The sequence below is a fragment of the Arcanobacterium phocae genome (genome assembly GCF_018913465.1).
Taxonomy (GTDB): Bacteria; Actinomycetota; Actinomycetes; order Actinomycetales; family Actinomycetaceae; genus Arcanobacterium; species Arcanobacterium phocae_A.
On record NZ_JABAPM010000002.1, the window covers coordinates 138,295 to 150,442 of the forward strand.

General features: G+C 48.7%; 14 protein-coding genes. 5 read left to right on the forward strand and 9 right to left on the reverse strand.

Annotated elements, in window-relative coordinates; translation table 11 throughout:
- The 5 genes from KSO86_RS03210 (at position 1) to KSO86_RS03230 (ending at position 2,886) form a co-directional block, all read left to right on the forward strand.
- Positions 1-723 (forward strand): metal ABC transporter ATP-binding protein, encoded by a 723-nt coding sequence (locus KSO86_RS03210; protein ID WP_216378968.1) that lies wholly within the window; start codon positions 1-3, stop codon positions 721-723.
- Entirely contained in the window at positions 716-1,573 is an 858-nt protein-coding gene (locus KSO86_RS03215) for a metal ABC transporter permease (protein ID WP_216378967.1), read from the forward strand. The genes KSO86_RS03210 and KSO86_RS03215 overlap by 8 nt, the downstream gene beginning before the upstream one ends.
- Positions 1,574-1,636: 63 nt before the next feature.
- Positions 1,637-2,026 carry a Fur family transcriptional regulator gene (locus KSO86_RS03220; protein ID WP_366493474.1) on the forward strand — a complete coding sequence of 130 codons (390 nt, stop codon included), beginning with the start codon at positions 1,637-1,639 and terminating at the stop codon, positions 2,024-2,026.
- The gene (locus KSO86_RS03225; RefSeq protein ID WP_216378965.1) at positions 2,027-2,656 is read left to right on the forward strand and encodes a DedA family protein; all 630 of its coding nucleotides are present in this window, start codon (positions 2,027-2,029) and stop codon (positions 2,654-2,656) included.
- Between the two features lie 2 nt (positions 2,657-2,658).
- Positions 2,659-2,886, forward strand: a complete 228-nt coding sequence (locus KSO86_RS03230) for an RNA-binding S4 domain-containing protein (RefSeq protein ID WP_216378964.1) — start codon at positions 2,659-2,661, stop codon at positions 2,884-2,886.
- Between the two features lie 56 nt (positions 2,887-2,942).
- On the opposite strand, the gene dnaE is transcribed toward KSO86_RS03230, so the two are convergent.
- From dnaE to ftsZ, 9 genes are all read right to left on the reverse strand, one after another.
- Entirely contained in the window at positions 2,943-6,491 is a 3,549-nt protein-coding gene (gene dnaE / locus KSO86_RS03235) for a DNA polymerase III subunit alpha (RefSeq protein ID WP_216378963.1), read from the reverse strand.
- Between the two features lie 39 nt (positions 6,492-6,530).
- On the reverse strand, positions 6,531-7,001 hold the full coding sequence (locus KSO86_RS03240) for a GNAT family N-acetyltransferase (RefSeq protein WP_216378962.1): 471 nt from the start codon (positions 6,999-7,001) through the stop codon (positions 6,531-6,533).
- Positions 7,002-7,003: 2 nt separating this feature from the next.
- Positions 7,004-7,927, reverse strand: coding sequence for an RluA family pseudouridine synthase (locus tag KSO86_RS03245; RefSeq protein WP_216378961.1), 924 nt, complete (start codon positions 7,925-7,927; stop codon positions 7,004-7,006).
- Positions 7,924-8,424, reverse strand: coding sequence for a signal peptidase II (gene lspA / locus KSO86_RS03250; RefSeq protein WP_366493469.1), 501 nt, complete (start codon positions 8,422-8,424; stop codon positions 7,924-7,926). The genes KSO86_RS03245 and lspA overlap by 4 nt, the downstream gene beginning before the upstream one ends.
- Before the next feature lie 79 nt (positions 8,425-8,503).
- Complete coding sequence (locus tag KSO86_RS03255; protein ID WP_091281901.1) at positions 8,504-9,085, reverse strand: DivIVA domain-containing protein; 582 nt, start codon at positions 9,083-9,085, stop codon at positions 8,504-8,506.
- Between the two features lie 175 nt (positions 9,086-9,260).
- The gene (locus tag KSO86_RS03260; protein WP_216378960.1) at positions 9,261-9,548 is read right to left on the reverse strand and encodes a YggT family protein; all 288 of its coding nucleotides are present in this window, start codon (positions 9,546-9,548) and stop codon (positions 9,261-9,263) included.
- Positions 9,549-9,550: 2 nt separating this feature from the next.
- Positions 9,551-9,964: a cell division protein SepF gene (locus KSO86_RS03265; RefSeq protein ID WP_216378959.1), complete on the reverse strand. Its 414-nt coding sequence runs from the start codon at positions 9,962-9,964 to the stop codon at positions 9,551-9,553.
- A gap of 56 nt (positions 9,965-10,020) precedes the next feature.
- Complete coding sequence (locus KSO86_RS03270; RefSeq protein WP_216378958.1) at positions 10,021-10,818, reverse strand: purine nucleoside phosphorylase YfiH/LACC1 family protein; 798 nt, start codon at positions 10,816-10,818, stop codon at positions 10,021-10,023.
- A gap of 70 nt (positions 10,819-10,888) precedes the next feature.
- Entirely contained in the window at positions 10,889-12,100 is a 1,212-nt protein-coding gene (gene ftsZ / locus KSO86_RS03275) for a cell division protein FtsZ (RefSeq protein WP_216378957.1), read from the reverse strand.
- Between the last annotated feature and the right edge of the window lie 48 nt (positions 12,101-12,148).

A 12,148-nucleotide genomic window follows, 5' to 3' on the forward strand; every position in this document is an offset into this window, starting at 1 on the left:
ATGACAACTTCCCCGGCCGTTAGCGTCCGTAATTTACACGTGACTTTAGATGGAACGAAAATTCTTCACGGCATTGATATGGACATTGATGCTGGCTCTACGGTTGCGATACTAGGCGCTAACGGCTCGGGAAAGTCCACTCTTATACGCGCGCTTGTTGGAATAATTCCGCACGAAGGGACTGTTTGCCTGTTCGGCCATGCGCTAGGAAGAAAGGCACCCTGGCAACGGATTGGATATGCTCCGCAACGCGTAAGCCAATCATCGAAGGTCCCTGCTACCGCACTCGAAACGGTTATGTCAGGACTCATATACGGCTGGCATTTCAAACTACCAAAAGACAGCAAGGCTCAAGCACTATCAGCTCTAGCTACAGTTGGTCTAGCAGCCCGAGCACATGAATCAGTTCAAACTTTTTCAGGCGGACAGCAACAGCGTGTTCTGATTGCACGAGCGCTTGTTCGTAATCCTGATCTACTCATATTAGACGAACCGTTCGCCGGAATTGATCCCCAATCGCGCGAACATATCATTGAAGCGCTGACCATGCTACGGAATCAAGGAAAAACTATTGTGATGGTTCTTCACGATCTTTACAGCCTCGACTCCATTATCGACCAAACCTATGTCGTTGACAACGGCCGATTCGATCGCTCTTCTATAGTTCCGCTTCCCTCTGAAACCACCTCTCCATCTATACGCTACGGAGATATTCATGCTTGAGTTCTTAGCCTCCCCGCTGATGGTTCGCGCTTTGATAGTGGCGGTTCTTGTTGGACTGTCTGCCCCCGTCGTCGGAACATATCTGGTTCAGCGACAACTGACCCTGCTGGGAGACGGGATTGGTCATATTGCTCTAACTGGAGTCGCGATGGGATGGCTTGCCGCCAATGCTGCCAACGCTGCCAACCGTGATGCTTGGGCTGTTCCTGGCGCAATAGTTGCATCAGTTCTTGGAGCACTGCTGATCGAGTGGATGCGTAACCGCGGACGTTCCTCAGCAGATGTTGCCCTAGCTCTAGTTTTCTATGGTGGCATTGCTGGTGGCGTTATTCTGATCGGGATTGCCGGTGGCACAACATCGACTCTCACGTCCTATTTGTTTGGCTCAATTTCTACAGTAACCGAGCTGGACGTAGCACTTACGGTACTTTTATGCATTGTCATTTTGGCAATCGGTTTGGGCTTAAGACCAGCTTTATTTGTATTATGCCACGACGAAGAGCACGCCCGTGCTTCCGGTCTTCCAACCGTTTTCTTATCGGCGGTTATTGCGGTAACCGCCGCCTTAACAGTGTCCGTTGCAATGCGAGTGGTAGGAGCTCTTTTAGTATCTGCACTCATGATTATCCCGGTAGCGATCTCGCAGATAGTCATGCGTTCATTTCGGTCAACAATGAATCTGGCCATGGGCATTGGAGTGATAGTCGCTATCACCGGACTCATAACAACGTACTTTTACCCGTGGTCCCCCGGCGCAACTATCGTTTTATACGCTGTCAGCCTCTACGTCCTTGTAGCTGCCTTCCGTCCAGCTATACTGGTTGTGTTAAGGTGGAAAACGGCACGATAATCAGTCTTTTACACATAACTACAAAGCGTGTGCCTGGCAGTTAAAGGGGAAACAATGCAACGCATGACGAAACAACGTCAAGCTATTTGGGAACTTTTACGTAGCGAAAAGAATTTTCTGTCAGCACAAGAAGTCCATGATGCTTTAGAAAAGTCTGGTGAAGCCATCGGCTTAGCCACTGTATACCGTAATTTACAAGCGTTAGCGGCCAATGGTTCTGTCGATGTGTTGCGCTTAGAAAACTCTGAGACCCAACTATTCCGTTACTGTGCTGAATCAGTTCACCATCATCACATGGTATGTCGATCGTGCGGAAAAACAGTTGAGATTTCTGGAGCAGGAATTGAGAGCTGGGCTGAAGGTATTGCTGCCGAACACGGTTTTACCCGTCTATCCCACTCATTCGAAATTTTCGGGTTGTGTGACCGGTGCTCTAGAAAAGAAAATAGCTAAATGACGAATCTTATCGCTGACATTTCTTATTTCCTCTCACACGGACCACTCCTCATCGTATTTTCATTTCTGTGTGTTGTTATTTTCTTCCGAGCTCAAGGAACATACTGGTTAGGTCGTTACATCGCACATATAGTTTATGACCGTATCGTGGGTCACGAACACAAAACGATGCTAACTAAACGTTTCGAAGCCTGGTTAACGTCAGAACGCATTGTCCGCGGAATCGATACTGTCCAACGACGCGGATGGCCTGTTGTTACAGTTTCTTTTCTAACCGTAGGCTTTCAAACAATCGCTAATATGTCAGCTGGTATTTTGCGAATGCCGTGGATGTTATACACCGCAGCTATGATCCCTGGCGGGGCTGCATGGGCTACTATTTATGCAACAATTGGCTGGACAGTATGGAAAGCAGCCATGGCATCAGCAGCAGGGTCACCATGGGGAGTCATCGTCGTCGTTGCTATTCTGGGTATGTACGGCGTCTTCATTATCCGACGCAAACGTGCGGGTGATGACATGATTGACGAAACAGCCGCTGACAACGATAGCACCCCCAGTTCTCTAGGCAACTTGGCTGATGCTCTTGCCGAAGATCAGCTCGAACCTTCCAAACAAACGGAGTAAAAATGACTGAAGAATTCACCGTCCGGCTCCCCATTCAGCTGGGCCAATTTGTTAAGCTTTCAGGTTTAACCGAAACCGGCGGACAAGCCCGCGAAGTTATTCAAGAAGGTTTCGTCCGGGTAAATGGAGCTGTTAATACCCATCGTGCAGCAAAATTAAACGATGGTGACCTTGTCGAAGTATCGTTTCCAGGTGGGCCTCGACTGCGTGCGGTAGTCCGCGGAGCCTAAAAATAGTGGCAGTTAAGCGGAGTTGATTTTCTCATCGAATCAACTCCGCTTCTGTTTTATTCAGTTACTAATGCGTTCTTACCCAGCAACACTCGCAGGTTAGAAAGCAGTGCTGGATTAGCATTTACTTTGAAACTATCATGTAGCTGGACAACAGTAGTTTTGCCTAGCTGGCGCACATGAACTCGAATCGGGGCCTTGCCTGGATACTGTTTGAGGAGATCGGCCAACTTGCTCATTAACTCCTGAGTAAGCATGCGCTCTGGAATTTGAATATCTAGTGGAGTGTCCTCAGCTATCCCAGCAAGCTGTGGAACTTTCATATCCATTGCATTCAGCTGAATGCCGCTGTCGCGAACAGACATACGTGCTTTAACCGTAACAACGGTGTCCGGCATCAGGAATTGCGATACTGACGAATACGTTGCCGGGAAGAAGTTCACCTCGATAGATCCCGTGAAATCTTCGATGGTTGCGGTAGCCCACGTCTTGCCGTTCTTTTGCGAGATCCGAGTCTGTACCGACGTGATCAGGCCAGCGACAGTCACTGTCTGGCCATCGACCGGATTCTCCTCATTCTGGATTCCCAAAATAGTATGATCAGCGACCCGATCAAGGAATGCTTCTAAGCCGGAAAGCGGGTGATCAGAAACGTAAAGACCAAGCATGTCCCGCTCGATATTGAGTTTTTCTTTCTTATCCCATTCAGGCAGATCCGGAATCTCTACGCTAAATGATTGTGCGATTGGGTTATCTTCGCCCAGACCGCCAAACAGATCAAACTGTCCGCCAGCTTCGTTCCGTTTCACTGGTAGCACTGCCTCGATAGCTTCTTCATAAATTGCCACCAAAGCCCTGCGGGAGTAGCCCAGCGAGTCGAAAGCTCCTGCTTTAATCAAACATTCAATAGCACGCTTGTTGAGTACAGCAGCCGGAACTTTATCAAGGAAATCCTGGAATGACGTGTACTCTCCCTTTTCTTGGCGTGCAGAAATAATTCCTTCGACGACGAGTTTTCCGACGTTGCGCACTGAACTAAGCCCCACTCGGACTTCGTTGCCGACTGCAGAATACACGTCCATCGATTTATTGACATCTGGCACATTCACCCGAATCCCCATGCGCCGAGTATCTGCCAGATAAGTTGCAACCTTTGTTTTATTGTTCTGGTTAGATGTCAGCAACGACGCCATGTACTCACTGGGATAATGAGCCTTAAGATACGCAGTTTGATAGGTAACTAAAGCGTATGCTTCAGAATGCGATTTATTGAACGCATACTGCGCGAATGGCACCAAAATATCCCACAAGGTGTTGATCGCGTTGTCGGAGTACCCATTATCACGCATACCCTGAGCAAAACTCTTAAACTGCTTTTGCAGCACATCGGCTTTCTTCTTACCCATTGCCTTACGCAAAAGATCTGCCTGGCCTAGCGTAAAGCCCGCAAGTTTCTGAGCAATACGCATAACCTGTTCTTGGAACACAATCAGACCATGTGTCTTACCCAAAATGTCCTCAAGTGCTTCAGCAAGTTCAGGATGGATCGGTGTCTTTTCTTGTAGTCCGTTCTTACGCAACGCATAGTTCGTGTGCGAATTAGCACCCATTGGACCTGGACGATATAGTGCCGAAACAGCCGAAATATCGGCAAAGGTGTCTGGCTTCATCTGTTTCAGCAATTGCCTCATGCCCGGAGAATCCAACTGGAAGATACCTAATGTTTCAGCACGTGCAAGGAGATCATAGGTTTCTTTATCATCGAGTGGAATAGCATCAATATCCGGAGCTTCCTTACCGTTGTTGCGGATATTGGTGAGCGCTCCTTCGATCACGGTCAAGTTCGATAGCCCCAAGAAGTCCATCTTGACCAGTCCTAGTTCCTCACATTGTGGGTACTCGAACTGAGTAATGATCGCACCGTCTTGCAATCGCTTCATGATAGGAATAACGTCCGTTAGCGCTATCGACGACATAATCACAGCACAGGCATGCACACCCGTTTGCCGCGTCATACCTTCTAAGCCCAATGCAAAATCAAAGACTCGCTTGGCTTCCGCATTAGAATCCACGAATTCACGGAACTCTCCGGCTTCGTTATACCTAGCCGCCTGCGGATTATAAATATCCTTGACCGCAATCGACTTTCCTTGGACGTCCGGTGGCAGCGCCTTAGTAAGTTGGTCTCCCATCTGGAAGGGCATGCCTAAAACCCGCGCTGCGTCCTTCAACGCTTGCTTCGTTTTAATAGTGCCGTACGTGACCACCTGGGCGACTTTGTCCGCACCATATTTTTCTTCCACGTACCGGATGACTTCATCACGACGACGATCGTCGAAGTCGACGTCGATATCCGGAAGAGAAACACGTTCCGGGTTCAAGAATCGTTCGAAGAGAAGATCGTGTTTGATCGGATCAAGCTGCGTAATTTCCAACGCATAAGCGACCATCGAGCCAGCTCCAGAGCCTCGGCCCGGTCCAACTCGAATGCCGTGTTCTTTAGCCCACTTGATGTAGTCGGAAACAACCAGGAAGTATCCCGGAAATCCCATCGAAGTGATGACGCCAACCTCGTAATCAGCTCGCTCTCGCACGTGTGCAGGAACTGATCCGTTGTAACGCTTTAATAGGCCAGCTTCAACTTGGTTAATAAACCACGACGTCTCATCCTCGCCCGCCGGGACAGGGAAAGCAGGCATATAGCTAATGCCATCGGCAGTAGTCTGGAAAGATACATTACAACGCTCAGCAACAAGCAAAGTATTTTCAACAGCTTCGGGCAAGTCCTCGAACTGACGCCACATTTCTTCGGAAGACTTAATGTAATAGCCGTCGCCATCAAATTTGAAGCGATCAGGATCCATCAAGGTTGAGCCAGAATTAATACAGAGCATCGCGTCCTGAATGTCTCGATCTTCGCGCTTAACATAATGCGAATCATTCGTTGCGATAAGTGGAGCGCCAATCATCCGAGCAATCTTTAACAGATCGTTTTGCACCCGACGTTCGATTTCCAAGCCGTGATCCATGACTTCGACAAAGAAATGGTCTTTGCCAAAAATGTCTTGGAGCTCCCCTGCAGCCTTGAGAGCTTCATCCCACTGCCCCAGCCGTAATCGCGTCTGAATCTCTCCAGAAGGGCATCCAGCCGTACCTATCAGGCCATCATGATACGTTTCCAGAAGCTCACGATCCATGCGCGGCCATTTCCCCATCTGGCCTTCCAACGATGCTAAGGAATTCATCCGAAACAAGTTATGCATTCCGGTATTGTTCTCGGAAAGCAGAGTCATATGGGTATAGGCACCACGAGCAGAGACATCATCTGAGCGTTGTGCCGGCGTGCCCCACAGCTGACGGGACTGATCAAAACGTGACGTTCCCGGCGTCATGTATGCTTCCAAACCAATAATCGGCTTAATACCAGCTGCCGTAGCCGCTTTGTACATTTCGTAAGCGCCAAACAAATAGCCGTGATCGGTAATAGCCACAGCCGGCTGTTCTAACCGCGCAACTTCAGCTACCAGTTTATTGATTTTTGCTGCACCATCAAGCAGCGAATAATCAGTGTGAACGTGTAGGTGCGCAAAATCTTTTCCAGCCATGGCATCTAGTCTAATGACTGCATCCACCACATGTCTGGTTCATTGACGTTGAAATTCGCACACGCTAAAAACACGGCTCATCAGTTTATGCTCAATTCCAGCATCCAGAACAATGTCATCAGACTCAATAACATAACCTAAATGCTCATAGAAACCAATAGCCGCACGCTGAGCAAACAAATAAATCGTCACCAAACCCTGAGAGCTAAACTCAGATAACGCCAGCCCAGCGAGCTCAGACATGACTGCTTCGCCAATTCCGCCACCACGGAATTCACGTTTAACCGCCACTCTACCGATGTGTACTCGTCCGTCGTCATCCCGGAAAATCCGTCCCGTTCCAATGACGCGCTGTTCGTCGTCTAGCACTGCCACATGAAACGTTCCGCTTGCTGTGTCTATCTGATCTTTTTCGAGCTCAACTGGCACATTCTGTTCACAAACGAATACTTCGAGGCGCAACGCAAGCACCGAAGACAAATCGTCATTGCCACTCAAATGCTTAATCACGGTCACAGGGTGCCGTTCCTCATCTGGTTGAGGGCGGATTGCAGATCTGCTGGATACCGAGATTCAACCTCTACGTAGTGTCCAGTACGCGGATGATCAAACCCGAGCCGAACAGCGTGGAGCCACTGCCGATCCAAGCCCAGTCGTTCAGATAACCTCGGATCAGCACCGTACATATCATCACCCACACATGGATGCTTCAACGCACTCATATGCACCCTAATTTGATGGGTACGTCCCGTTTCAAGATGAACTTCTAACAGGCTCGCGCCAGCCATTGCTTCGATAGTGTCATAATGCGTGACCGAGTGCTTACCATCAGCACGCACACTCATCTTCCACTGATGACGATGGTCTCGTGCAATTGGAGCCTCCACAGTTCCGCGCATGGGATCCGGATGGCCCTGTACTAAAGCATGGTAGATTTTTGTAACTGTCCGATCCCGAAAAGCTCGCTTGAGCATAGTATAAGCAAGCTCGGATTTAGCAACTACCATTGCTCCCGTTGTACCTACATCGAGCCGATGTACAATCCCCATCCGCTCTTGCGGACCTGACGTTGACAAGCGAACTCCACTAGCTAATAGGGCTCCCAACACGTTTGGTCCGTCAAAGTTGTGCGATGCATGAGCAGCCACACCAGCTGGTTTATCGACGATGATAATGTCCTCATCTTCGTACAGGATCCCCATACCCTCTACTGGCGTAAGCTCGGGCTCTGTCGATGGCGGAGCCGGAATAGAGACTTCAGCTATCGTGCCAGCTATAGCACGATCTGATTTTCCAGGAGCTTTGCCATCAACTAGTACGTCGCCAGAAAGAATAAGGTCCACTATTTTTGACCGCGAAAGTCCGGTCATCTTTGCTAGCGCAGCATCAAGACGCTCGCCCGCGAATCCATCGGGGATAAAGTAGGTATGCGTCATTCCTGCTCCGTATCCTCAGTAAGAGTCGGTGCTGTATCCGTCTTAATTATCTCTATAAGGATGAGAACACCAAAACCTGCCACAAGCGCAATATCTGCAATGTTACCGATGAACCAGTCCGAATACTGAATAAAATCAATGACGTGCCCTCGCGCGAATCCTGGCGGACGCACAAAACGATCAATAAGGTTACCTAGAGCTCCACCCCAGATAACTGCGGCAGTGTAAAGAAGCGACGCAGTGTGCAACCGGCGGATAAAAAACAGTGCACCTACGACGAAAATAGTACCGAGTATGGTGAAGACCCAAGTCGCATTATCAAGAAATGAGAAAGCTGCTCCGGGATTAAAGACTAGATGCAAACTAATAAAGTCACCGATAACTGGAATCGTTTGTCCGTCAGATAATGCGGTAAGCGCCCAGATTTTAGACAACTGATCAACAAGGACAACAACTGCTGCGATAAACGCTGCCAACACAAGATTCTTTTTCGTCACCTAGTGATTCTAACAAAGGATTAGTGCATATATTAGTGGTGCCGGCACAATCGCACCGGCACCACTAATATCAAAAGGATTACTGCTGGTTGGAATCGACGTTGTGTAGCAACGACTCCAAGTAGCTCTTGAGACGAGTGCGGTAGTCGCGCTCGAAATCGCGGAGTTCAGCAATCTTGCGTTCAATAAGAGAACGCTCTTCTTCAAGCTTGGTAAGAGTACGGTTGTGAATGTCCTCAGCTTCAGTGACGATACGAACCTTCTCAGCTTCGCCTTCAGCGATCAACCGTTCATTTTCTGCCTTGCCATCAGCAACGAACTTATCATGCAATTGCTTTGCCATAGCCAAAACAGATGTTGCCTGCGAAGCCTCATCGTTTGCACTAATCGGAGCTAATGCGGCGGTGGCAGTAGCGTCAGATGGTGCTGCAGCTGCAGCCTGTGGCTGAGCAAGTCCTTGAGCATTTTCAAGTTCAGTCACTCGAGCCTGAGCGCGAGCTAGCTTCTCTTCCAGTTCTGCTTTCTCAGCAGTGAGCTTTGCGATCGTCTCGGCGACTTCATCAAGGAAAAAGTCGACATCATCCTGATCGTAGCCTTCCGCGACGGAAGCGGGCTCCTTGAACTGCTTGTTCACAACATCCTGTTCAGTAAGCTGAGCCATTATTCACCTCGTTTATAAATTCACGTACTCCGTATTGAGTATCTACCACGATAGATTACTAGAGGAACCTGCCTAGAGGGTAATTTAGAATCAATTTCATAACTTTTTCATAAAGAAATAGGTCATTCCCCCCATAAAAAACTTTAAATATAGGTAGAAATACCCAAGATCCTGATCATAATAAGCTAATCGCGATATTTTGAATAAGTCGCACTGCAACAAACACCAGGATGAATCCTAAATCTAGGGCTATCCCGCCTAGCCGAAGCGGAGGTATTATTCGGTTAACTGCCCGCAACGGAGGATCTGTTAAGAAGTAGATGGCATTGACAACCAGGAGCACCACTCCTTCTGGACGCCAATCGCGCACTAACGTCAGACCTAGATCAACGATGACGCGTCCAAAGAGGACAAAGGTATAGATACTACAAAGGTAGATAATGGAGAGAAGGAAATACGACATTATCACCCGAAGTTATGTGGTTCGTCAGCACCCATTGAATCCAGCTTGACTGAATGCGGAGTTAGCAGGAAAACATCTTCTGAAATTCTCGAGAAAGCTCCCTCAAGCCCAAAAACGAGACCAAGAGCAAAATCAACGATTCGCTTACGATCGTCATTGTTGGCATCAGAAAGGTTTAAGATTACCGGCAGACCTTGACGATATTCAGTAGCAAAATCTTTAACGCCCTTAAAATCAGTCACCCACACTGTAACAATACGAGCAACTTCAGGAACAGAAGGAATCGAATGCACCGGAGCTAACTGCGAATCATCTTCTTCATAGTAGTTGTCATCCGAATACTGATCGTACGCTTCAAATTCGCCATCTTCTTCATAGGGCGTTGCCTTAGCTGTGATCCGCTCAAAGATTCCCATGTTGCTCTCCTTTGTTCCGCTTCTTCCCTAAAGCTATGCTTAAATACTTCAAAAACCTAGTATTTTGTAGGTGTGTCGTGTGGTTTATATGAGATCACTCCCGCAAACCGACCAGCCTGTTCCCCACGCTTGGAAGCAACTCGATGCGAAAAATACAGATCATTCTCATAAGTGCACTCACTATCCACTAGTACACTGTTAATCCCCAGCTGATGTGCTTGCGCTACACCTCCAGCAGTCATGTCTATCCCACGAGTACCCCAGCGTGTATCGCACTGAGCTTCAGGTATCGACGATTGATAAACGTCTTGAGACACTTCGTAACAGCGCGCACAGATATGCGGGCCAAATCGAACATCAATATTTTCGGCACGTGATCCTCGATCAAGAAACATCTTTAATGCTTTAGCAAGGATCTGCCTCTCCATCCCTCTTCGTCCCATATGGACGGCGGCAATCCGTTCTTCCTGACGATCGGCTATGAGGACCGGAACACAGTCAGCCACCATCACAGCCAACGCAAGACCAGTTGCCGGAACAGCTTCCGGCTCTAAGAAAATTCCATCGGCTTTCCCCACAGTAAGAAAACCATACTCGTCTACCGCCAGCTCCACAGGATCGCAGCCCCCTATAGAGTGAATATGGCTGCCATGCACTTGCTCCATCCACACCAGCGGCATCCCAATATAATCTTCGAGCCGATGACGATTACACACCACTCGTTCTGGATTGTCTCCCACATGAAATCCCAGATTCGCACTCTGGTAAGATCCGCATGAAACTCCGCCATGCACAGTAGTAAATCCCGCTTTAATATTGGATGTTATCTCATCAAACATAGTTGGCTCATTCATAGGAATATGAGGAAGAGGCTGCACTACGCCCAACGCAATGCAGCCTCCACAGTTGGAAACTTGAAACAGCTTAGTTGCCGTTTACGAGGAAATCTGGAATATCAAGGTCTGGACGACGGTTAAACTTTTCTTCTTCCAAAGTTGGCGGGACGTCTAACGACGTCGGCGCCTGCGGCACGACTGGAGCAACTGGCTCTTGCGGAGCAGGAGCAGGCGCCGGCGTAGCAACCGGAGTAGCAGGCTTCTCAACATGCGCCACTGGCTCGGTCATAACATGCTTTGCACGCGTTTCCTGTTGCACTTCGCCAGGAGTACGCTTCTGTGTTTGAGCAAGAAGATAATCGTTTTCCTGATCGAAACCAGCAGCAATGACAGTCAACCGGACTTCATCGCCAACGTTGTCATCAATCGTGACACCCACAATGATGTTGGCGTCATCAGCTACGGATTCTTTGATCAGGTCGGAGGCTTGTGCTAGCTCGTATAGGCCGAAGCTTTCTGAAACGGTGTAAGCCAACAGAACACCGCGGGCGCCATCAATCCGGGCTTCAAGTAGTGGCGAAGAAATAGCCATCTCCGCGGCACGCATTGCACGATCTTCGCCAGTAGCGACACCAATTCCCATTAGTGCGGTGCCAGCGTCCTTCATAATTGCTTTTACATCAGCAAAATCGAGGTTGACCAGACCCGGCTTAGTAATGAGATCCGAAATTCCTTGAACACCGGAACGTAGGACTTGATCAGCTAAGCGATAAGCTTCGATAATCGACAACGATTCTTCTGAAATCTGCAAGAGTCGATCATTGGGGATAACAATCAGAGTATCAACTGCTTCGCGGAGAGCAGCAATACCCGAATCCGCATTATTTGCCCGCTGACGGCCCTCAAAAGTGAATGGCCGGGTAACAACGCCGATGGTCAGCGCACCTAAATCACGCGAGATCTGTGCAACAACTGGAGCAGCACCAGTTCCGGTGCCACCGCCTTCACCAGCCGTCACAAAAACCATATCGGCGTCTTTAAGCGTCTCCTGGATGGTATCGGCGTTTTCTTCGGCAGCCCGGCGTCCCACCGTCGGGTCAGCACCAGCGCCAAGACCATTAGAAATATCACGACCGATATCGAGTTTTGTTTCAGCTTCGGATTTTGCCAGACTCTGGTTGTCAGTATTTACTGCAACAAAATCAACGCCAACAAGACCGTCTTGCACCATGCGATCAACAGCGTTAACTCCGCCTCCACCAACACCAACAACTTTGATGTTTGCGTTGCTATTAAACATATTTCTCATTTCCCTTATCGGAAACCTCAAGTCAAACTTGAAGTTTTA